This is a genomic window from Pandoraea bronchicola (genome assembly GCF_902459805.1).
GTDB classification, from domain to species: Bacteria; Pseudomonadota; Gammaproteobacteria; order Burkholderiales; family Burkholderiaceae; genus Pandoraea; species Pandoraea bronchicola.
This window is the reverse complement of record NZ_CABPST010000003.1, coordinates 1-22,370: the sequence shown is the minus strand read 5'-3', so window position 1 is coordinate 22,370 and position 22,370 is coordinate 1. Positions and strand designations below refer to the sequence as shown.

Here is a 22,370-nt window from a genome sequence, read left to right as displayed (position 1 = left end):
CCTATGCCTTCTCGACCTTCACCAGGAACGACTTGAACTCGGGGGTCTGCGAATTGCCATCGCCGACGATCGGCGTGAGCGTGTTCGCAAGGAACCCGGGTTTAGCCACCCCCTTGAAGCCCCAGTGAATCGGAATGCCCACGTGGTGAATCGTCTTGCCGTCCACCTTGAGCGCACGAATGCGTTTGGTGACAACCGCCTTGGCCTTGATGAAGCCCCGGTTGGACGACACCTTGACCGTGTCGCCCGCTACGATGCCGATCTCCTTCGCAAGCGCTTCGCCGATCTCGACGAACTGCTCAGGCTGGATGATCGAATTGAGCAACGCGTGCTTGGTCCAGTAGTGGAAGTGCTCGGTCAGACGATAGGTTGTCGCCACGTAAGGGAATTTATCCACCGTCCCCATCATCGCCAGATCGTCCGGGAACACGCGTGCGCCCGGATTGCTGGTGGCCTTGGGTTGCTTCGGATGCAGCGGGTTGTAGCCCAACGGCGTCTCGAACGGCTCGTAGTGCTCCGGGAACGGCCCTTCGGCCATGCCCGCCTTCGCGAAGAAGCGCGCTACGCCTTCGGGGTTCATGATGAACGGGCCCATGCCACCGGCCGGATCTTCATCCACCTTGAAGTCGGGCACATCGGCACCCACCCACGCCTTGCCGTTCCACGAAACGAGCTTGTGCTTCGGGTTGAACGGCTTGCCGGCCACGTCCGCCGACGCGCGGTTGTACAGAATGCGACGGTTTGCCGGCCACGCCCACGCCCAGTTCAATGTCTGACCGATACCGGTCGGATCGCTGTTGTCGCGGCGCGCCATCTGGTTGCCCGCCTGCGTCCAGGCACCGGCGAAAATCCAGCAGCCGGACGAGGTACTGCCGTCATCCTTGAGTTCCGAGAAGCCGGCCAATTGCTCGCCTGCCTTGCGCGTGACCTTGGTCGGATCTTTCGGATCGACGATGTCCTTGAGCGCACGGCCGTTGTACTCCTTGGCGATTTCTTCGGGCGACGGGCTCTCCGGCTGGGCATACGGCCACGACAGATTCACGATCGGGTCGGGGAACTTGCCGCCCTGCGTCTTGTACATCTCGCGCAGGCGCAGGAACAGTCCCGTCATGATCTCGATGTCGGTGCGCGCTTCACCCGGCGGCTCGGCCCCCTTCCAGTGCCATTGCAGCCAGCGTCCCGAGTTGACCAGCGCCCCGTCTTCTTCGGCAAAGCAGGTCGTGGGCAGGCGGAACACCTCCGTCTGAATCTTGCTGGAGTCGACGTTGTTGTGCTCGCCGAAGTTCTTCCAGAACTCCGACGTCTCGGTTGCCAGCGGATCCATGACGACCAGGAACTTGAGCTTGGCAAGCGCCTGATCCCATTTGAACTTGCCCGGCGCGGCCGCGATCGGGTTGAAGCCCTGCGCGATGTAGCCGGACATCTTCCCCTGGTTCATCAACTCGAGCACCTGCAGCAGGTCGTATGGCTTGTCGAGCTTGGGCAGATAGTCGTACGCCCAATTGTTCTCGGCGGTCGCCGCATCGCCCCACCACGCCTTCATCAGGCTCACGTAGAACTTCGGGTAGTTCTGCCAGTAGCTGAGCTGGTTCGGACGCAATGGCTTCTGCGTGCGCGCCGTCAGGTACTGCTCGACGCTCTGCTCGGCCTGCTTCGGCAACGACATGTATCCCGGCAGCAAGTCGGTCATCAAGCCGAGGTCGGTCAGCCCCTGGATGTTCGAGTGACCGCGCAGCGCGTTCATGCCACCGCCCGCCACCCCGATGTTGCCCAGCAACAGCTGCACCATCGCGCCGGTGCGGATCATCTGCGAGCCAATGGAGTGCTGCGTCCAGCCCAGCGCGTACATGATGGTCATGGTGCGCGTCGGCGTGGAACATTCGGCAATCTGCTTGAAGATGTGCTCGACCTTGTCAGCCGGCGTGCCGCACACCCGCTCCACCATCTCGATGGTGTAGCGCGAGTAGTGCTGCTTCATCAACTGGAAGACCGTACGCGGATGTTGCAGCGTGGGATCGGTGAGCACGTAACCGTCCGCGCCCTTCTGGTAGTCCCAGGAGCTGCGGTCGTAGGTGCGCTTCTCCGCGTTGTAGCCCGAGTAAATGCCGTCTTCGAACGTGAACTCGTCTTTCACCAGGAAGGTGAAATCGGTGTAGTTCTTGACGTATTCGTGCTGAATCTTGTCGTTCGTGAGCAGGTAGTTGATCAACCCGCCGAGGAAGACGATATCCGTGCCGGTACGAATCGGGGCGTAATAGTCCGCGACCGATGCCGAACGGTTAAAGCGCGGGTCAACGACGATCAGGCGCGCCTTGTTGTGCGCCTTCGCCTCGGTCACCCATTTGAAACCGCACGGGTGTGCCTCGGCTGCGTTGCCGCCCATGATGAGAACCAGATCCGCGTTCTTGATGTCGACCCAATGGTTCGTCATCGCTCCACGGCCAAACGTCGGGGCAAGACCTGCCACCGTCGGACCATGTCAGACACGCGCCTGATTATCGAATCCCAGCATCCCGGTACTGCGGATGACTTTGTGCGTGATGTAACCGACTTCGTTGCTCGACGCCGATGCGGCGAGCATGCCCGTCGTCAGCCAGCGATTGACCGTCATGCCGTCATCCGTCTTCTCGACGAAATTGGCGTCGCGGTCGGCCTTCATCAGCTTGGCGATGCGATCGAGCGCGTCATCCCAGGAGATGCGCTCCCACTTGTCAGAGCCCGGCTTGCGGTACTCGGGGTACTTCAGGCGGTTCGGGCTGTGAATGAAATCGATCAGGCTGGCGCCCTTCGGGCACAGCGTGCCGCGATTGACCGGGTGATCCGGGTCGCCCTCGATGTGGAAAACGCTCTTCTTCGCGTTCTTGGCACCGTCGCCGTAGCTGTACATGAGAATGCCGCAAGCGACAGAACAGTACGGACAGGTATTACGGGTCTCGGTCGCTCGCGCCAGCTTGAACTGGCGGACTTCCGCCAGCGCCGCGTCGGGCGCGAACCCGAGCATTGCCAGGCTGGACCCTGCCAGCGTTGCGCCACTCACTTTGAGGAACTGGCGCCTGGACATATTTAGCATGGGGGAATTCTCCTCAAATTTTGAGAAACTTTGCTGGAGTTCGTTGAGTATAGAGCAAAGGCGTAATGTTTTCCGTGACTTAGCACAAATCGTGCCGCATCATGCGTTGTGCCTGACTCCATGGGAACTTCCTTGTCAATTTGGTATTCTGAGCGTCACTTTGGTCACGGTCCCCGGTAATGGACACATTGCCCCCACAAGATGACGTGACGAACCTGATCGCATGTCCGAACTGCGACACGCTGCACCGTCGCCTGGACCTGCCGCTGGGCAAGACCGCCCGCTGCGTGCGCTGTCACTCGGTTCTTTACCGCGCTCTCGATTTACGCCTGTCGCGCGTGCTCGCGCTCACCCTGACTTGCCTGATCGTGTTCGCCATCGCAAACGCGTTCCCCATTGTCGAGATCGAGGTACAGGGTATCTATACGGCGACGACCCTCGTGGGCGCCGCCTGGGCGCTCTATCGCGAAGGCATGTGGCTCGTCGCGCTGCTGGTCTTCGCCACGACAGTGCTGATTCCCCTGTCGCAACTGCTTGCCCTGGTGCATATGATCGCCCCGCTTTCGGTGGGCCGGCGGCCGTATGCCGTCTTCCATGTGATGCGGGCCATCGAATTCTGCCGCCCGTGGGGCATGATCGAAGTCTTCATGCTGGGGGTACTGGTTTCGCTGGTCAAACTCTCGGCCATGGCAAGCGTGCTGCCCGGCATCGCCTTGTGGGCGTTCGGGGCACTCACCGTGTTGCTGGCGCTGGTGCTGTCGTACGATGTGCGCAATCTCTGGATCATCATCGATCGCACACCAGACCCGAACGGGGACCGCGCCGCACAATCGCGGGCGTCGCAGCGATGAAATACCTATCCGCCAAAGACGCTGGTCTGGTGGCATGCGATGCGTGCGGACGGCTCTCGCGCGACGTCAAAACGGTCGAAAAGGCGCGCTGTCCGCGTTGCGGGGCCGTGCTGCACCAACGCAAGGTCGACAGTCTTGCCCGCACCTGGGCCTTGCTGATCGCCGCCGCGATCCTGTACATTCCCGCCAACGTCCTGCCCATGATGCAGACGCGCTCGCTGCTCGGAAACTCCAGCGACACCATCATGAGCGGGGTGATCTATTTCTGGACCAGCGGTGAGTACGACCTGGCCATCGTCGTCTTCACGGCGAGCATTCTCGTCCCGATGCTCAAGCTCATTGCGCTGTCGCTGCTGTGCTTTACCGCGCAGCGTGGCACCGGCTGGAAACCGCATCAAAGCACCAAGCTGTATCACATGATCGAGTTCATCGGCCGCTGGTCGATGCTCGATGTCTTCGTCGTCGCGCTGATGGTGGCGCTCGTGAATATTCAGTCGCTGGCTGTCATTCAGGCTGGTCCGGGCATCGTGGCGTTCGGCTCGGTGGTCGTACTCACGATGCTGGCCTCCATGCAGTTCGACCCTCGCCTGATCTGGGATCAGATCCGAGACGACGATACCGAACAGGACGATCATGACTGACCCGAAAGATCCGCAAGACCCGAAGGCCGCGCCGCCGCCCGGCGCCAACGACCTGCCCACGCCGACGATCGAACCGCGCAAACGCTGGGCGCCGTCGCTCGTCTGGCTGATTCCGCTGGTGGCCGCCTTGATTGGCGTGTCGCTCGTCGTCAAGGTGCTCATCGAGCGCGGGCCAAGTGTCGTCATCGACTTCAAGTCGGCAGAAGGCCTCGAAGCCGGCAAGACGAAGGTCAAGTACAAGGAAGTCGACATCGGCACGGTCAAGAGCATCGAGTTGTCCGACGATCTGTCGCATGTGCGCGTGACCGTCGACCTCACGCAAAACGCCAAGAAATTCGCCGTCAAGGACTCGCGCTGGTGGATCGTGCGCCCGCGCGTGGCCGGGGGCAGCGTCTCAGGCCTCTCGACGCTGCTCTCGGGCGCCTACATTGGCGCCGACGCAGGCAAGTCGAGGGATACCGCGAGCCATTTCATCGGACTCGAAGTGCCGCCGGTCGTCTCCACCGGCCAGCCTGGCAAGCCGTTCATCCTGCATGCGGCAGACGTCGGCTCGCTCGATATTGGCTCGCCCATCTACTACCGCCGGATTCAGGTCGGTCAGGTGGAAGCCTACTCGCTCGATCCGGATGGCAAAGGCGTGACGCTGCGCGTATTCGTGCAAGCCCCCTACGACCAGTACGTTGGTTCCAACACCCGCTTCTGGCACGCCAGCGGCATCGATCTGCGGCTCGACTCGAACGGCTTCCAGGTCAACACGCAGTCGCTGGCGTCGGTGGTCATTGGCGGCATTGCGTTCCAGGCGCCGGGCGACTCAGGTGCCGGCGTGATGGCCAAGCCGGGGCAGGAATTCAGTCTGGCGCCGGATGAGACCACCGCAATGAAGGCACCGGACACGCATCCGGTCACAGTAGTGTTCCGCTTCCAGCAGTCGTTGCGCGGCCTGGCCGTGGGCGCACCGGTGGACTTCCGCGGTATCGCGCTGGGCGAAGTGACGTCGATTGGGGTGGAATTCGATCAGGCGACCAAGCAGATCAGCATGCCGGTGACGGTGCAGCTCTATCCGGACCGCCTGCGCCGCCGCGATCCGAAGAAGAACTTGCCGCCCACGCAGCTCGCCAGCCATCAGATTCTGAATGCGCTCGTGGCGCGTGGTCTGCGCGGCCAGTTGCGTACCGGCAACCTGCTGACCGGCCAGTTGTACGTCGCGCTCGACTTCTTCCCCAACGTGAAGCCCGCCAAGGCCGAAGAAGTCGACAACATCCTGATCATGCCGACCGTGCCCAACACGCTCGACCAGTTGCAGCTTCAGATCGCCGATATCGCGAGCAAACTCGACAAAATTCCGTTCGACAGCATCGGGCAGAGCCTTGATTCGTCGCTGCGCAAGCTCGACAAGACACTCGACAGCGCACAGGGCCTGTTCCGCCAGCTCGACGGCGAGATCGCGCCCGAGGCGAAGGCCACGCTGGGCGAGGCGAAGAAGAGCTTCGGCGCCGCCGAGCGCACGCTCTCGGAAGACGCTCCGGTGCAGCAGGACGTTCGCCAGGCCATGCAGGAACTCACGAAGACCCTGCGTTCGCTCAACACGCTCGCCGACTATCTGCAGCAGCATCCCGAGGCGCTGCTGCGTGGCAAACCGAAGGACCCGCAACCATGACAAGGCCAACCGAGATGATCCGTCGCCCGCGCCGTCGTGCAACGCCGATGGCCGGCACCGCCCTGGCCGCCCTCACGTTGATACTCGCCGGTTGCGCATCGCCGCCGTCGAGCTTCTACACGCTGACCGATGCCCTCGGCACCGCCAGCTCAGGCGGCGTTGCTGCGACCGGCGCCAACGCGCCAGCAACGCCTTATGCCATCGAAGTCTCACCGGTGGCCGTGCCCGAGCAGGTCGACCGGCCACAGATCGTCGTGACGCGTGGCGGCGGTCGCGTCGACATTCTGGAGGAATCACGCTGGGCCGCCCCGCTGAAGAACGAGCTGACGTCGACGATCTCACGTGAGCTCACGCAGCGTCTCGGTGCGATGGACGTCTACGGGCTGCCCCGCGCCGACGGCCTCAGCGTGTACCGTGTGTCGACGTCGGTCCAACGTTTCGAGTCCGTCCCCGGCGAGCAAGCCTCGCTCACCGCCGTCTGGAGTGTTCGCCGAGTGCCGGGCGATATTGTGCTGACCTGCCGTTTCGCGGGGACGGAGCCCGCCTCGGGCGGCATTGCCGAGGTCGTTGCCGCGCAACGCAAGCTCGCCGATCGTCTGGCAAACGGCATCGCCAACGCCATCGCCACCAACGCACAAGGCACTACGCCGCGCTGCCAGGGCTGAGCGCACCGAGGGTGCCCGGCACCGCCGACACATGCGCCTTGACGGACTTCTCGGTCATGCCCAGCCGCGCAGCGGTCTGGCCATTGCGCAATCCGTATCAGGAAAACGGTCGGCATTCGAGAGGCGACGCGCAAACGCGTGCAAGGGATCGTGTGCTGGCGATGCGTCCGATTATGTCGCATTGCTGACTGAAAATCGTGATTTCCGATCCCGTTCGCACGTCCCGTTCTCGCGGCTTGCCAAAGCCGCGCGTCGAAGCGGCACATACGCCGTCTCGCACAAACGCGAAAGGTCAGGAAAATCCTGATGCACCTCACGGTCATTACGGATTGCGCAATCGATTACGAAATGTTTAAGATGTTTGAGACCCGGCGGCACCAGCCATCCGAAAGAGATAGCGGCCGACGGGGCGCCATCACTCGAATATTGGAGACAAGACATGCCCAGCCTCACCGGCCATCTGCGCCGTACGATTGCCATCGCTGCTTCCTTCGCCCTCACCGCACTTGGCGCCGCCACGACGACCGCTCATGCCGCACCGGCGAGCGGCATCTCCGATGGTGTCGTGAAGATTGGTGTGCTGACCGACCTGTCCGGCGTGTCGAGCGACAACGCGGGCAAAGGCAGCGTGCTTGCCGCCACCATGGCGATCGACGACTTCTCACGCGATCACAAGGTGCTGGGCGCACCGATCGAACTGATCTCCGCCGATTCGCAAGGCAAGACCGACACCGGCGCCACCATCGCACGGGAGTGGTACGACCGGGGCAAGGTCGACATGATTACCGACCTCACGTTCTCGAACGTGGCCCTCGCGGTCGATCGCATCGCCGACGAAAAGAAGAAGATCGCGCTCGTGACTGGTGCGGGTTCTTCCGCCATCAGCAACGAGCAATGCACGGCGCACAGCGTGCAATGGATGTACGACACCTATGCGCTCGCGAACTCGACGTCACAGGCGCTGCTGCGTCGCGGCCTCAAGTCGTGGTACTTCATCACCGCCGACTACGCGTTCGGTCAGGCGCTGGAGAAGGACGCCAGCGAGATTCTCACGCGTCAGGGCGGCAAGGTCGTGGGCTCGGTAAAGCACCCGGTGAACTCGCCCGATCTGTCGTCATATCTGTTGCGTGCGCAGACGTCCGGCGCGCAGGTCATTGCGCTGGCGAACTCGGGCACGGACACGCTCAACACCGTCAAGCAGGCCTCGCAGTTCAACATCATCCAGGGCGGCAAGCAGGTCTTCACCCCGCTGTTGTCGTTGATCACGGAAGTCCACGGCATGGGCCTGAAGAACGCTCAGGGCATGATGCTGACCAACGGCTTCTATTGGGATCAGGACGACCGCTCGCGGGCGTTCGCCCAGCGCTTCTACGCGCAGCACAAGAAGATGCCGACGATGATGCAGGCCGCCGTCTATTCGGCAGTCCTCAACTATCTGAAGGCAGTACAGGCGGCCGGCACGGACGAGGCCGACGCCGTCATGGCCAAGCTCAAGTCGATGAAAATCGACGATCCGGTGATCCGCAACGGCCAGATTCGCGCCGACGGCAAGCTGGTGCACGACATGCTGCTGGTGCAGGTCAAGACGCCGGCCGAGTCGAAGTCGGAATGGGATCTTTACAAGATCGTGGAGACGATTCCGGGCGACAAGGCATTCGCCCCGTTGGCCGATTCGAAGTGTGCGCTGGTAAAGAAGTAAGCTGCGCGCTTAGCGCTTGAGATCGGTGGCAGACGCGGATGGCGTCTCGCCACCGGCGCGGGCCTTGCCCGCCGCCGGGTCTTCCACGCGACGGAACACGAGCGCCGAGGCAAGCGTAATCAGGCCGACGCACACGAACGTCATGCGAAAGCCCGCCACGGTGCTGCCCAGGCCCACATCCCCCGCGACCCCCGCCACCCCCGCCTCACCCGCTTGCCCGGCCAGATGACCGAACAGCGCCAGCAACTGGCCGCCGATGGTCACGCCCAATCCCAGCGCAAGCATCTGCGCCATCGAAAACAGCCCATTGCCCGAGCTCGCACGACGCGTGCCGAGGTCTTTTAACGTGACGCTGTTCATCGCGGCGAACTGCATCGAGTTCGCACCGCCGAACACCGCCAACTGCACCAGCCCCAGCCACATCGGCCAGCCCGGACCGAACAGCGCGAAGCTCGCGATCGATCCACCGACAACGGCCGTGTTGACCATCAGAAAGCGCGTGTAGCCGTGGCGCTGCACCAGCGGCGTGACCATGCGCTTGACGACCACGCCCGCGAGGGCGACCGGCAGCATCATCAGGCCCGACGCGAGCGGGCTGTAGCCCATGGCGACTTGCAGCAGCAGCGGCAACAGGAACGGCACCGCACTGCTGCCAATCCGAGCGACGAGATTGCCCAGCAGGCCAAGGCTGAAACTGCGCGTCTCGAAGAGTTCAAGCGGGAACAGTGGCGCGGCGCGGCGCCGGGCATACGGGTAGTACGCCAACGTCGTGACGACGCAAAGCAACGCCAGCCCCACCGACACGCCCCATCCCGTATCGGAGAACGGATGATCGAGTGCGAGCGTGAACGTCACCATCGCGACCGAAAGCAACGCGAAGCCGCCCCAGTCGAAACCAGTGTCGATGACATCGTCCCGGGAGGGCCGCGGCAGGTAGTGCCGCACGGCCAGACTGCCGATGACGCCGATCGGCACGTTGATGAGAAATATCCAGTGCCACGAAGCGACTTGCACGAGCCAGCCGCCCAGCACCGGGCCGATCATCGGACCGACCTGTCCGGCAATCGACACGAAGGCAAGCGCCGCCAGATATTCGCCAGCCGGGAAAGTGCGCAGCACCGCCAGACGGCCGATCGGCAGCAGCATCGAGCCCCCCGCCCCCTGCAAGACACGCGCGAGCACCAGTTGCGGCAGCGTATGCGCCATCGCACAGCAGATCGAGCCGAGGACGAACAGCAGAATGGCGACAAAGTAGACACGGCGCGTGCCGAAGCGGTCCGCCAGCCACCCCGATGCGGGGGTCAGCATGGCCATCGTCAGCGAGTAAGACACCACCACCGGCTGCATGCGCAGCGGATTCTCGCCAAGGCTTGCCGCCATGGCGGGCAACGCCGTGTTGACGATGGTCGTGTCGAGCGCCTGCATGAAAAAGCCCGCCGCGACGATCCATAGCAGGGCGGTGAGTGTCTTGTCTTGCTTCATGCGGCACGTTGACGAGGCATGGCGGCTGGCCGTGGCTCTGTGAAGAATTAAGCGAAAGCAGAATTCTAGCGCGCCTGGCCTGACCGACTGATGCGAATCTTGCATCAGCGGCGATGCCGGCCAGACTCAGGCTGTCGTATCGACGTGCGTGCCGCTCGTCTTTGTCGGATCCATCAGCGCCAAGATCTGCGCCTGAATCGACATCGCTTGCGCGGAAAGGGCCGTCGTCTGCTGGAGCTTGTCTTCCGGCGGCAGCCGATCATTGTTGCGCACAGCGTCGAGCTGCGCCATGACCTTCGCAAGCATCGCTTTGAGCTTTCGGATCGTCTCGGCAACGATGGGGTCGCCCGCACCGCCAGCGTCTGAAGCAGCGCTCACCGCCTTGCCGGTCTGCTTCGCGCCATCGCGCGCGCCGCGCACCATATCGACCATATTGGTGTCGATCCGGCGGGAGTTCGATCCGTTGTTCGAGCCGGCGTCGCTGGTGTCGCTGCTCTCGGTTGCGTGGGTGCCGGCGGCGTTGGCCGCATTGGCAGCGCTTACCGCGTCCGGTGCGTTGGGTGCGTTGGGTGCCGGGCTGGGCTGGGCCGCACTCCCGGACGTCCCGCCGGACGTGCTGCTGGACACATTGGCCGCCGCCTGCGCCTTTTCAGTCTGTTGCTGCTGGATATGCGATTGCCAGACCTCCAGCAGGCCGGACGTCGCACTTCCCTTGTTCGGAATGATGATAGTCATGAAAACGGGGGCTCGGCAGGAAGAGATAGTAAGGATTGGTAAGGATTCAAAAGTATTTACGGCAACCCACCGAGTTCCTTGAGCCGCAGCAGCGGCGCCGGTCCACTCGCCCCCGTCGCCCCCGTCGCCCCCGTCGCCGCTTCGGCGCTTCGGCGCTTACCCGCCGCAGCCCCCCCCTGCGCCTCAGACCCTCACCGCCCGATAGCCCACATGCTCGAACCGCGCTTCGTCATCGGCTTCGCGCGCTTCTGCCGCGTCGTCTGCATGATCGTCGGCGGCGAACGCCTCGAGACGGATCGCCGCGTGCACGAGTGCGATGTGGGAGAACGCTTGCGGAAAGTTGCCGACCTGGCGCCTGTGATGCGTGTCGTACTCCTCGGCCAGCAGGCCGACATCGTTGCGCAACGACAGCAATCGCTCGAACAGCTCCCGGGCGTCAGCCTGACGGCCGATCATCACCAGACAATCGACCATCCAGAAGCTGCACGCAAGGAACGCGCCCTCGCCCGCCGGCAAACCATCGGCGACACGGCTCGTGCGATAGCGCTGCACCAGCCCGTCATGCATGAGTTCGCGCTCCACCGCCTCGATAGTGCCGATCACGCGCGGATCGTGCGCCGGCAGAAAACCCACAAGCGGAATCATCAGCGCGCTCGCGTCCATCTCCGACGAACCGTAGGCCTGCATGAACGCATTGCGCCCCTTGTCGAAGCCATGCGTACATACATCCGCGTGAATCTCCTTGCACAAGCGCCGCCATTGATCGACCGGCCCCGGCAGGCCAAAGCGCTCGGCCGACTTGATCGCGCGATCGAACGCGACCCAGGCCATCACCTTCGAGTAGGTGAAGTGCTGACGCCCGCCGCGCACCTCCCAGATGCCCTCGTCCGGCTTGCGCCAGACGGTTTCCAGATGGGCCACCAGCTTGGTTTGCACCTCCCACGTGGCGTCGTCCGGTCGCAGGCCGCCCAGACGGGCCTGATGCAAGGCATCCATCACCTCGCCATAAACGTCTAGCTGCAACTGCCCTACGGCACCGTTGCCCACGCGCACAGGTCTCGCGCCTTCGTAGCCGGGCAGCCATTCGACTTCCCACTCGGGAAGGCGCCGCTCGCCCGACAGACCGTACATGATCTGCACCTGCGACGGTGCCCCTGCGACGGCGCGCACCAGCCAATGGCTCCAGTCGTTCGCCTCGGCGTAATAGCCGCCGAGCATGAGGGCCTGCAAGGTGAGCGTGGCGTCCCTCAGCCAGCAATAGCGATAGTCCCAGTTGCGTTCGCCGCCGAGTTGCTCGGGCAGCGACGTCGTCGGTGCAGCGACCACACCGCCCGTCGGCACGAACGTGAGCGCCTTGAGTACGATGAGCGAGCGACGAATCGCATCGGTCCAGCGGCCGTCGAGCTGACAGCGATTGGCCCATGTGCGCCAGTAGCGCTCGGTATCGGTCAGCGCCGCGAGCGGATCGATCTCGCGCGGATCGGCGTGATGCGACGGCACGCGCGAGAGCACGAACGGCACTGTGTCGCCCGCCTTCACGTCGAATCGCGCACGCAGACTGCCCGGCACATCCTGAATCTCGACCGGGGTGCGCATCACCACTTTGTCGGGCCCGGCGATGAGCCGCATGCCCGGCCCGGTCGGATCGTCGCTCTCGAGCGGACGCGACCACGGCACCGACGCGCCGTAGTCGAAACGCAGGATCAGCTCCATCGACATCGACACCGTGCCATGTATGCCCTTGACCAGCCGCACCAGATCGGCGGCACCATCGCGCAACGGCATGAAATCGATCACGGCGACGCAACCTTCCACGGTCTCGAAGCGGGTCTCGAGAATCAGCGTGTCGTCGTGATAACGCCGCGTGCAGGTGGCATGGGGGTCGTCGGGAGCGAGCTTCCATCGGCCGTGCTCGGGACCGCCGAGAAGCGCAGCGAAGCAGGCGGGGGAATCGAAATATGGCCAGCAGAGCCAGTCGATGGAGCCGTCGCGGGCGACAAGCGCGGCGCTGCGGCAGTCGCCAATCATTGCGTAATCTTCAATACGTGCCGGCATGCTCACCTCGCGAACAGGGGAGGAACGGTGCCCCCCGGCTGCGGCCGGGGAACGCGAGCGCGTGAAGCCCTATGGTACGCGCGTCGCCGGCACGCGGCCATCGGGCAAATGGTGGGACGGGGTTGCTGCCGGAGATTGTGTCAAGCGTCATGCTCTCCCTCCTTACGACGTTGCCGTCGGGTCAGATTGGTCGGAGGCCTGTCAGGCCCCCGTCCAAAAACCGACCGGCCACCGGGAGGGAAGTTCTATGCAATTTGCGAAGACGCGGAGAATCCGCATCGCAAACGCGGCACATACGTCATGCGCTCGCAGGCGCCGCCGCTTCCAGTCCATGCACCGCTCCCTGCGCCAACAGGTCATGGACCTGCTGCGCATCGAAACCATACTCGGCCAACACTTCGCGAGTGTGTTCGCCAAGCCGCGGCGCAGGACCGCCGGTGCACTTCGGCGTTTCTGAGAAGCGAATCGGCAAACCGATGCTGCGCGTCGGGCCGTCAAGCGGATGCACGGTCTCCACCACCATCTCGCGCGCTACGATCTGCGGGTGCGACACCGCCTCGGAGATCGGCAGCACCGGGCCGACGGGCAAGCCCACCGCGTCGAGACGTTCGACCCAGTGCTGCGTGGTGTCGCGCTTCAGATAATCCGTGAGCCGTTCGACGAGTTCGGCGCGATGCGTGGTGCGCCCGGCATTGGTGGCGAAGCGCGGATCGCTGGCGATCTCGGGGGCGTCGAGCACCTGAAGGAGACGCTCGTAGTTCGCCTGATTGGCCGCGCCGATGTTGATCCAGCCGTCGCGCGTGCGGAAGGCCTGATAGGGGGTGCTCGTCGGGTTCGCAGAGCCGAGTTTCGGCGGATTCTCGCCGCTCGCGAAGAAGTTGGCGGCGGCCCAGTACATCTGCTGAAAACCCGCCTCGAGCAACGACGTGTCGACAATCTGCCCTTGCCCCGTGCGCAGTCGATGGGCATAGGCCGCCGAAATGCCGAGTGCCGCCAGAATGCCCGCGTTGATGTCGGCAATCGGTGAGCCCGCCTTGATAGGCGCTTGCCCTGGCTCGCCGGTCACGCTCATCAGGCCCGAGAGGCCTTGCGCGATCAGATCGAAGCCACCTTTGTCCGCATACGGGCCAGTGCGGCCATAGCCGGAAATGGCGCAATAGATGAGGCCGGGGTTGGCCTCGCGCAGCGTTTCGTAGCCGAGGCCGAGCTTTTCCATCGTCCCCTTGCGGTAGTTTTCAGTGACGACGTCGGCACTCGCCAACATCTTGCGCAGCACCGCCTTGCCGCCCTCCGTCTTGAGATTGAGTGCAATGCCGCGCTTGTTGCGATTGAGCATCATGAACGAGGCCGATTCGCCGTGCGGGAGGATCGGTGCGAATCGACGCGCATCGTCGCCCTCCAGCTTCTCGACCTTGATGACATCGGCCCCCATGTCCGCGAGCATCATGCCGCACACCGGACCGGACATGATGTGCGACAGCTCGATCACTTTGACGCCGTGCAACGGCCCGCTGGCCTTCTTCTCCGGACGGGTCATGTCAGCGCCCCTCGAACACGGGCGCGGTCTTCGCGAGGAAGGCCCGATAGCCCGTCTGGAAATCGGCCGTGCCGAAGCACGCGAACCCCTCATCGATCTGCGCGGGCGTGAGCGGCTGGCCGCTCGCCAGTTCGCGCACGAAGCGCTTGTGCCAGCGCGCAACCAGCGGCGCCCCGGCGGCAATGCGTTGCGCACTCGCGAGCGCTTCGCGCGTGACGTCGGCGTCGGCTACGGCGCGAGTGACGAGGCCGATGCGCAACGCCTCCTGCGCATCGAAAATCCGCCCCTCGAGCAGAATCTCCAGCGCCCGGGCGGGCCCGAGCAGCCGCACAAGCCCCGACAGCTCGGCGTGCGCCATCACCAGACCCAGTTTGTTGATCGGCGCACCGAAGCGGCTCGATTCACCGCAAATACGCACGTCGCAGGCCGCCGCGATTTCCATGCCACCCCCCACGCAAATGCCATGAATCATCGCGACGAGCGGCACTGGGCAATGGGCCAGCGCATCGAGCGTGCGGTGCATGAGAGCGCCATACGTGCGCGCCTGCTCCACGTTGGCCCGATCCGTCTCGAACTCGGCAATGTCGTTGCCCGGCGCAAACGACTTCTCTCCCGCGCCGCGCAGCACGATGCAGCGCACACCGGGCGTCTCGGACAACGCGAGGATCGCGTCACCCAAGGCTTGCCACATCGGCCGGGTCAACGCATTGAGCTTCTCTGGGCGATTGAGCGTGACCAGCGCAACTGCGCCGTGTCGCTCGGTCAGAACGTTCGATGTCACATTGCCTCCTTCAAATGCCAGCACGCACCCGATGTCAGCCGGCTTCCTTTTTGGTATACCAATTTTTGGTAAACGATAAATTCATCGTCAGGCTGTTGGCAAGCAGCAATCTCGAAAATTAGGGTTAACGTGCAAAAACATAGGATTTTCGATTGACGGCCTCGCCTGTTACCACCAAAATTGGTATTCCATTTTTTTCAATCCTTGCACATGAGCACGTCCGCCTCGCTGAATGCTGCCGCTTACGAAGCCCTCAAGGCGCGCATTGTGCGCGGTGACTTGCGCCCTGGCGCGCCGCTCTCGGAACGCACCCTCTGCGACGAACTGGCGGTCTCGCGCACGCCGCTACGCGAAGCGCTCAAGCGGCTGGCGAACGAGGGACTGGTGGAGATTTCGGAAACCCGCCGGGCACGCGTGGCGCGTGTGAGTGTCGATGAGGTCGTGAACCTGCTCGCCGTGATGGCGGTGCTCGAAGGACTCTCTGGGGAGCAGGCGTGCGAGAAAGCGTCGGACGCCGATCTGGACGACCTGGCGCAACGACAGCGCGAAATGGAATCGGCTTATGAACGCTGCGATCATGCTGCCTACTTCGCGCTGAATCAGCAGATCCACCTGAGCATTTTGCGCATGGCGGACAATGGCCCGCTGGCGGAGTACTTTCACAATCTCAATGCCCGCTTGCGGCACGTGCGCGAGCGCCTCACGCCCACGCCCGAGCGCTGGCGTCAGGCCGTTGACGAACACGCTGAAATGCTCGCGCTGCTGCGTCGCCGCGATGGCAAGCGATTGCGCGCGCTGATGGAGGCGCACCTGCGCAGCAAGACCGACGCCTACGTGGCGGCCATGCTCAACGACGGGTTGGTGAGTATGAGTCGCGCGGCATGAGTGCAGGCGCGTGGGAGTGTGCGCCGCGCCTGAGCGTCACGCGGCGGCGCGCATGCTGGCGAGTACGGTCGCGCATTTGACCATCAGGTGTCCCCGCAGCAGTCGTCCCAATGCGGCACCGTCGCGCTGATGCAAGGCACGCAGCATCGCCGAGTGCTCGTCAATGGCTTGCTCCCATTTGCCCGCGTGCAGATTGGATCGGAATCGAAGCGCTTGCAAGCGCCGATTGACCGATTGATACATCTGCGTGAGTGCGGGGTTGCGGGCTGCAGCGTTGATGCAATCGTGAATCCGTTGATTGAAATCGAAATAGCCGGACAGATCGCCGTTCGCGTGACACGCGTCCATGGCGGACTGCAATGCCTGAATCTCGTCGATTTCCGCTTGAGTCATGCGCTCGCAGGCCAATTCACCCGCCAGCGCTTCGAGACCGCTGAGCAGTTCGAACGCGTCGGCAATATCGCTGGCCGAGAGCGTCACCACGCGCGCACCCCGATTCGGCAGCAGTTCGATCAGCCGCTCGACGGCAAGCATCTTGAGCGCCTCGCGCAGCGGCGTGCGCGACACGCCAAGCTGTTCGCACAAGGCCCGCTCATTCAGATGCGCCCCCGGCAACAGGGCCCCCTCGGTAATCATCTTGCGCAGACGATCCATCACGGCATGATGCAGCGCCTGACGGCTGATCGGCTGCGCCGCACCGTTGTCCGGCGGATGGATGAGCGTGTCACGTACGGCGTTCAGGGTCACAGAGTGCATAGGCTTGGCCGGGTCGTTCGCTTTGAGAAGAAGGTCATCGACTGCACGCACTGCACTTTCGCGCGCGACGGCGTTCACCTCCGCTGCCACACCGCACGAAATATTACGAATTATTACGAAGTCCGATTCTCGCAGATCAAGGCGAATTTGACTACGTTAGGTGGTGTTTTCACTGAGTAAGCATCACGTTCGTTGCACTGCGCAATGGCACATGAATTTTGTATACGATGTGGGCAATGGGCAGCCGGCAAATGCCTGGCGCATCGCCCTTCCCTCAGGAGACCTGCAAGATGTTCGAGAATCAAGCCGCTGTCGACGCGCTGGCGCAACTGCTGGCCGACACCCGCCGCGGCGACACGCCGATCGACTCCCCCGCACCTGCGCTGCTGCCCGCTGACGCCAGCACCGCCTATGCCGTGCAGTTGCGCACACTCGACCTGCTCGGCGAGACGATTGCGGCGTGGAAAGTGGGCGCCAAGGCGCCGTCGGATCTGCCGAATTGCGCGCCGATTCCCGCGTCCGTCGTGAGCGATGCCGGCGGCACCCTGAGCCTCGACGACTTCTTCCGCCCGGGTCTGGAACTGGAAATCGCGTTCCGTCTGGCACGCGACATCAAACCGGGCAGCTACGACGAGCGTGAGGCCATGATGTTCGTCGGCGAAACGCTGACCACGATCGAGGTCACCGACAGCCGCTTCGCGTCGAAAGGTCTCGACAGCCGATTCACGCTCGCCGATTTGCAGAACAATGGCGCGCTCGTGATCGGCAGCGGCCGTGACTACGATGCTTCGCTGAACTACCTGACGCCGAAGCTCACCTTCTCGCTCGACGGCAACAACATCGCGCCGGCGCACACCGGCAACACCGGTGGCGATCCGCGCGCCCTGCTCACCTGGCTCGTCAACCACAACGGCAAGCGCGGCATCACCATGCGCGCAGGCGCCATCATCACCTGCGGCTCCTACGTCGGCATGATCCCCGCCAGTGCGAAAGGCTTGCTGCGTGGCACCATCGATGGCATCGGTGAAGTGTCCGTGACGCTGAAGTGAACGCGTCCGGCGCACACGCGGCTTTTCAGCGCTGCGTGGCGCGCCCGTCGGCGCCTGCCAGCATCTTCGGCGCGAGTAACGCAATCGGCACAATGCAAAGCAGCCCCGCGCCCAACGCCACCGGCAAGCTGATGCCGTGGGCAATCGCGCCGATCAGCACCGGACCGGTAAGCAGTCCCAGATAGGCCAGCCGCGCCATCACCGCGATGGCTTCGGCACTCGCCATGCCAGCGCCGCGCGCGACCTCGCCCGACGCGGCGAACATCACGGGCATCACATTCGACAGTCCGAGTCCCGCGAGCGCGAAGCCCACGACGGCTGCCGCAGGCACACGCCAGAACAACGCCAGCAGAACACCGCCGACACATAGCAGACCACTCACGCGCAGCAGTCGCGCACCGCCCGTGCGGGCACGTACCGGGTCGCCACCGAAGCGCCCGCCGGCCATGCCCAGCGAGAAGGCGGCATACCCGGCGCCCACCCATGCCCCTTGCGCGGCAATCACTTCGCGCATGTACACCGCCGTCCAGTCGTACATCGCGCCTTCGACTACCAGCCCCAGAAACGCGAGAACGCCGAAGCCCGTGAGCTTGCGATGCAGTTTGCGACGCGCGGCGTCGTCCAGCGCGGGTGGCGGCGTATGCTGGCGGGCCGCCCCCTTGCCGTCGCTTTCGTTCGCGACTGGCGCTTCGCCGGGCATCATGTCGGACTGCATGAAACGGGCGCCAACAACGATCACCACCGCGCACATGAGCGCAGCGAGGCCGATGTGCCATTGCGGCGAGCCGTGATGGGCGAGCCATGCGCCACCGACGAGCGCCCCCGCCATGCCACCCAGACTGAAGCAGCCATGCAGCGACGCCATGATCGGCCGGCGATAGCGGGCTTCGAGCGTGGCGGCCTGCGCATTCACGGCGACGTCGTACGTCGCGTTCGCCGCGCCGTAAAGGGCAAGCCAGCCCACGAGCCCCCAATAGCTCGGCATCGACAGGATAAAGGCGCTCGTGAGCGCCAACGCGATGCCCGAGTGCAGGCTCGCGCGCCGGCTGCCCGCGCGGCCGACCCAGCGCGCCATACGCGACATCGTGACGATCGCGCCGCCCGCCACGGCGAACATGGCCACGGAAAGGCTGGCGTCGTTCAGGTCGAACATCGCCTTGACGGTGGGCACATGAACACCCCACGTCGCATACAGGAATCCGCTGCAAAACAGCAATGCCATCGTCGCCGCGCGTGCAGGCCAAAAGCCCGTACGTGGCTTCGTCATTTCGGAAGTCATGGGAATCGCAGGAGAAGCGGGAATGACGCGGCAGAGACAACTGCGTTGTCGTTTGAAGAGAAGACCGGCGAAGCCCCGGCAGGATGCGGGGCTGCCCGGTCCCGGAATTCTAACGCACTCCGTGTGACGGTGCTGTGCACCCATCGCGCGATTGCCGTTGGGCGGCGAATCCATGTGGCGTTGAAAAAGACGGGGCACCGCCTCTCGGCCGCGTGCGCGTCATCGGGCGTCGAGCTTTGCCAGCAGGGTGCGAAGCGCCCAGATCGCGTCGTCCGGATCGTCGCGCGCATTGACCTCGGCGAATGCCGTGACATGGCTGACCCCGGTGCCGCCCGGCATGTTGAAGTGCACTCCCCTGCCCTTCAGCATGACGAGCAACTGTTCGAACTCAGGCCACTGCGCCATGCCACCGCCCTAAAACGACGCGATGACGGACAGGATCAGCGTGCGCCCCAGCCCCGCGCCGTCACGGCCGCAAACACTCGGATCGGCGCCGAGACGGCACAGCGAACGCACGACTGCGGCCGTCGCGTCGCGCAGCCCTATGTCGGCACGATCCTCGGGCCTGAGCGTCGTCACCGTGTCGTAGCCATACAGTAGCGGTGCCCCCGCCTTCGCATACAGCATGGGCGAATAGCCGCGTGCATCGCGCGCGTTGAGATCGGCACCATGACTCGCAAGCAGCCCGATCAGCTCGAGATCGCCGTGAAGGGCTGCGTAATGCAACGGCGTGGCCCCCGGCAGAATCGGCACTGGATCTCCTGCGGGCGCACGTCCCTCTGGCGACGAGACATTGGCATCGAATCCGAGCGACAACATCTTCTCGACGGCTGCCGCCGGGAATCCGGTGCGCATCGAGAACAGCAGGATCGGTTCGCCGGTAAACGCCACCATGAGACGCTGCGAATGCAGATTTCGCGGCAGCAAATCGAGCAACGCGACCCCCAAGTGAGGATCTGGCGGCACCCCGGAATTAGCGTCGCCTCGCAATGCCTGCCCCGCGAGCGTCACCGCGCCGCGCCAGACATGTTCGGCAAACGGCCACTGACGGTGGCCGGCCAGTTGCAGCAGGCGAAGCGCTCGCCGTGCATCGCGCGACACGCTGTCGCCGCTGGGTGCCGGCGCGTGATTCCACCAGTGCGCGAGCGGTGACGGTGCCGTCAGGAGCGACGCCAGTGTGGTCATGACAGCATCTTCGGGCGCGTTGCGCAGCAGCTCGCACAGGTCGTGCGCCGCGTCTTCCGGCAGACCTGCGCGCAGCAGCAGGTCCAGGCCGACGTCCGCAGCAGGCAGGAAAGCAATGCATCGCAACGTCGCCAGCTCCTGCGCGTTCAACAGGAAGCCGCCCCTGACATCGCGAGGCAGTAATGGCTCGAGAAATACCGCCACACTGCCGGAGGCACTCGTCGCCATCGAGAACAGGCTCTCGCGAAGCGGGCTGTCTCGTGGCGCCCGCAGGTACCGCTGGCGCAGATCCGCGACATCGGACTGGCAATGACTGCGACACGGCCGATGCTCGAACGACGGCACCGGGACTTCGGAACGATACGGGGCGAGGCCGCCGCTTGGCGAAGGGAACATCGAGCAACTCCTGATCTAAGGGATGAGGGCTTGCCAGCCCGCCCGCGAAGGATCAGGTCGATGCCCGAGCCGCGAGTGCGCAGGCACCAGCCGTTGGGCATCCTATGCACCCGCGCGCCGGGGCATCTTGGCAATCCGACACTAACCTGTCGGGAGTCGACGTCACGAGACAGCCGCCGAGCCGGGAGTTATCCACCGTTTTTGTTCACAAGGCTGTGGACAACGAGCACGGGAGAATCGCCAAGCGATTGATCGGTATGGCGTTTTTGGGGAAATAGATCAGAAGGAGGCACTCGCAGGCAAATGCGCCGCATGCCCCTCTGATTTATCCACAGATTTTGTGTTCAAGTCTGTGGAAAAGTCCTTGACGACGGGACTCAAGTAATTGATTCGAATCGAAGATTCAGTTCTCCGAAGCCGTTGCGGCAGCGACATGGTGTTCCGCCCCCATCGCGAATCCCTTGTTGCGCTCTCGAACGACGCGGTGAATCAACTCCCACACCGTATGGGCCACCGGCGAGAGCGAGCGGTTCTTGCGGCGCACGAGCACGATGTTGCGCTCGAAGGCTGGCAATAGCGGACGCACGGCCAGCGTCGAGTTCTCCGGCAACGGCAACGCCAGCGGCGGCAGCACACTCACCCCCAACCCTTCCTGCACCATGCGGAAGATGGTGCTCACGTGCCCCAGTTCCTGCGTGATCGTGCCCTGCACCTTCTGGGTAGTCAGCGCGCGATCGATCAACGGACGGCTGCCCGAACTCTGATTGAGCAGCACCAGGTTTTCGCCCGAGAGCTCCGACCAGTGCACTGCCGCCTGCGTCGCAAGCGGATGATCGCTGCGACACACAAGACAAAATGGCTCGCTCATCAGGTGCTCGGTCGTGAGATCGTCTGCGCCTTGCGGGGCGACCACGATACCGAAGTCCACGTCTCCTGCACGCACACTGTCGAGCACGGCGCGCTGCATCTGGTCGACGAGCGCGAGCGCAATGTCGGGATACGTCGCCTGCGACGCCAGCAACACGCGCGGCAACAGCGTCGCAGAGATCGTCGGCGCGGCACCGATACGAACGCGGCCGGTCGTGCGCGCTTCAGCGCCGTGCGTTTGCAGCAGGGCGATCTCGAGTTCGTCGAGCACACGGTCGAGATTGCTGGCGAGCGTGACACCCGCGTCGGTCAGCGCGACCTCGCGCGTGGTGCGGTCGACCAGGCGCAGGCCAAGTTGTCCCTCCAGTTCGTTGATGCAACGGCTGATGGCCGGTTGTGTCAGGCCGATCTCGGCGCCCGCGCGGCTGAAGTTCTTGCTGCGCGCCACGACCATGAAGACCTTGAGCTGTCTCAGCGATACGTTCATGTGCTTGTGCCCTGCCAGAAAGTGAGCAAACGAGCCATCGAAATGGCTCTGGCGCGCCGCATCCGGCGGCGCGCCCCGTGATACCCCGATCAAGCCGATCGATCGGATCAAGCCGCCGCTTTGACCATTTCCTCCACCACCTTCTTCGCGTCGCCGAAGACCATCATGGTCTTGTCGAGATAGAACAGGTCGTTGTCCAGCCCGGCATAGCCCGCCGCCATCGAACGCTTGTTGACGATGATCGTCTTGGCCTTGTAGGCCTCGAGAATCGGCATGCCGGCAATCGGCGATTG

At 63.8% G+C, this 22,370-nt stretch carries 19 protein-coding genes; 7 read left to right on the top strand and 12 right to left on the bottom strand.

Going from position 1 to position 22,370, the window contains the following annotated elements; genetic code table 11:
- Nucleotide 1: 1 nt before the first annotated feature.
- Nucleotides 2-3,070 carry a formate dehydrogenase-N subunit alpha gene (fdnG, locus tag PBR20603_RS07665; protein WP_150558966.1) on the bottom strand — a complete coding sequence of 1,023 codons (3,069 nt, stop codon included), beginning with the start codon at nucleotides 3,068-3,070 and terminating at the stop codon, nucleotides 2-4.
- 206 nt (nucleotides 3,071-3,276) lie between these two features.
- Here fdnG and PBR20603_RS07660 point away from each other — a divergent pair, with 206 nt between their 5' ends.
- From PBR20603_RS07660 to PBR20603_RS07640, 5 genes are all read left to right on the top strand, one after another.
- The gene (locus tag PBR20603_RS07660) at nucleotides 3,277-3,921 is read left to right on the top strand and encodes a paraquat-inducible protein A (RefSeq protein ID WP_343041919.1); all 645 of its coding nucleotides are present in this window, start codon (nucleotides 3,277-3,279) and stop codon (nucleotides 3,919-3,921) included.
- The gene (locus PBR20603_RS07655) at nucleotides 3,918-4,562 is read left to right on the top strand and encodes a paraquat-inducible protein A (protein WP_150558965.1); all 645 of its coding nucleotides are present in this window, start codon (nucleotides 3,918-3,920) and stop codon (nucleotides 4,560-4,562) included. Before PBR20603_RS07660 ends, PBR20603_RS07655 begins: the two co-directional genes overlap by 4 nt.
- The gene (locus tag PBR20603_RS07650) at nucleotides 4,555-6,219 is read left to right on the top strand and encodes a PqiB family protein (RefSeq protein ID WP_150558964.1); all 1,665 of its coding nucleotides are present in this window, start codon (nucleotides 4,555-4,557) and stop codon (nucleotides 6,217-6,219) included. The genes PBR20603_RS07655 and PBR20603_RS07650 overlap by 8 nt, the downstream gene beginning before the upstream one ends.
- Nucleotides 6,216-6,884 (top strand): PqiC family protein, encoded by a 669-nt coding sequence (locus tag PBR20603_RS07645; protein WP_150558963.1) that lies wholly within the window; start codon nucleotides 6,216-6,218, stop codon nucleotides 6,882-6,884. The genes PBR20603_RS07650 and PBR20603_RS07645 overlap by 4 nt, the downstream gene beginning before the upstream one ends.
- A 439-nt stretch (nucleotides 6,885-7,323) precedes the next feature.
- Nucleotides 7,324-8,583, top strand: a complete 1,260-nt coding sequence (locus PBR20603_RS07640) for an ABC transporter substrate-binding protein (protein WP_150558962.1) — start codon at nucleotides 7,324-7,326, stop codon at nucleotides 8,581-8,583.
- Nucleotides 8,584-8,592: 9 nt separating this feature from the next.
- Here the strand turns inward: PBR20603_RS07640 and mdtD are convergent, their stop codons facing one another.
- The 5 genes from mdtD to PBR20603_RS07615 all read right to left on the bottom strand — a co-directional run bounded on the left by mdtD (nucleotide 8,593) and on the right by PBR20603_RS07615 (nucleotide 15,173).
- Nucleotides 8,593-10,170, bottom strand: coding sequence for a multidrug transporter subunit MdtD (gene mdtD / locus PBR20603_RS07635; protein ID WP_281355991.1), 1,578 nt, complete (start codon nucleotides 10,168-10,170; stop codon nucleotides 8,593-8,595).
- Nucleotides 10,171-10,191: 21 nt separating this feature from the next.
- The gene (locus PBR20603_RS07630; RefSeq protein WP_150558961.1) at nucleotides 10,192-10,800 is read right to left on the bottom strand and encodes a hypothetical protein; all 609 of its coding nucleotides are present in this window, start codon (nucleotides 10,798-10,800) and stop codon (nucleotides 10,192-10,194) included.
- 183 nt (nucleotides 10,801-10,983) lie between these two features.
- Complete coding sequence (locus tag PBR20603_RS07625) at nucleotides 10,984-12,855, bottom strand: glycoside hydrolase family 15 protein (RefSeq protein WP_150558960.1); 1,872 nt, start codon at nucleotides 12,853-12,855, stop codon at nucleotides 10,984-10,986.
- Between the two features lie 298 nt (nucleotides 12,856-13,153).
- Nucleotides 13,154-14,392 carry a CaiB/BaiF CoA transferase family protein gene (locus tag PBR20603_RS07620; RefSeq protein ID WP_150558959.1) on the bottom strand — a complete coding sequence of 413 codons (1,239 nt, stop codon included), beginning with the start codon at nucleotides 14,390-14,392 and terminating at the stop codon, nucleotides 13,154-13,156.
- Nucleotide 14,393: 1 nt separating this feature from the next.
- Nucleotides 14,394-15,173 carry an enoyl-CoA hydratase/isomerase family protein gene (locus PBR20603_RS07615; RefSeq protein ID WP_150558958.1) on the bottom strand — a complete coding sequence of 260 codons (780 nt, stop codon included), beginning with the start codon at nucleotides 15,171-15,173 and terminating at the stop codon, nucleotides 14,394-14,396.
- A gap of 210 nt (nucleotides 15,174-15,383) precedes the next feature.
- Between PBR20603_RS07615 and PBR20603_RS07610 the strand changes: the two genes are divergently transcribed.
- Nucleotides 15,384-16,058, top strand: a complete 675-nt coding sequence (locus tag PBR20603_RS07610) for a GntR family transcriptional regulator (RefSeq protein ID WP_150558957.1) — start codon at nucleotides 15,384-15,386, stop codon at nucleotides 16,056-16,058.
- A 36-nt stretch (nucleotides 16,059-16,094) separates the two neighbouring features.
- Here the strand turns inward: PBR20603_RS07610 and PBR20603_RS07605 are convergent, their stop codons facing one another.
- Nucleotides 16,095-16,814: a GntR family transcriptional regulator gene (locus tag PBR20603_RS07605; RefSeq protein ID WP_150558956.1), complete on the bottom strand. Its 720-nt coding sequence runs from the start codon at nucleotides 16,812-16,814 to the stop codon at nucleotides 16,095-16,097.
- A 290-nt stretch (nucleotides 16,815-17,104) separates the two neighbouring features.
- Here PBR20603_RS07605 and PBR20603_RS07600 point away from each other — a divergent pair, with 290 nt between their 5' ends.
- Nucleotides 17,105-17,863: a 2-keto-4-pentenoate hydratase gene (locus PBR20603_RS07600; RefSeq protein WP_150558955.1), complete on the top strand. Its 759-nt coding sequence runs from the start codon at nucleotides 17,105-17,107 to the stop codon at nucleotides 17,861-17,863.
- Between the two features lie 25 nt (nucleotides 17,864-17,888).
- Here the strand turns inward: PBR20603_RS07600 and PBR20603_RS07595 are convergent, their stop codons facing one another.
- The 5 genes from PBR20603_RS07595 to PBR20603_RS07575 form a co-directional block, all read right to left on the bottom strand.
- On the bottom strand, nucleotides 17,889-19,130 hold the full coding sequence (locus PBR20603_RS07595) for an MFS transporter (RefSeq protein WP_174977833.1): 1,242 nt from the start codon (nucleotides 19,128-19,130) through the stop codon (nucleotides 17,889-17,891).
- Between the two features lie 231 nt (nucleotides 19,131-19,361).
- Nucleotides 19,362-19,547: a hypothetical protein gene (locus PBR20603_RS07590; protein ID WP_150558953.1), complete on the bottom strand. Its 186-nt coding sequence runs from the start codon at nucleotides 19,545-19,547 to the stop codon at nucleotides 19,362-19,364.
- A 9-nt stretch (nucleotides 19,548-19,556) separates the two neighbouring features.
- Complete coding sequence (locus tag PBR20603_RS07585) at nucleotides 19,557-20,723, bottom strand: ankyrin repeat domain-containing protein (protein WP_150558952.1); 1,167 nt, start codon at nucleotides 20,721-20,723, stop codon at nucleotides 19,557-19,559.
- A gap of 403 nt (nucleotides 20,724-21,126) precedes the next feature.
- Nucleotides 21,127-22,077: a LysR family transcriptional regulator gene (locus PBR20603_RS07580; protein ID WP_150558951.1), complete on the bottom strand. Its 951-nt coding sequence runs from the start codon at nucleotides 22,075-22,077 to the stop codon at nucleotides 21,127-21,129.
- A gap of 107 nt (nucleotides 22,078-22,184) precedes the next feature.
- A partial coding sequence (locus PBR20603_RS07575; protein WP_150558950.1) for an NAD(P)(+) transhydrogenase (Re/Si-specific) subunit beta occupies nucleotides 22,185-22,370 on the bottom strand: 186 nt, incomplete at its 5' end.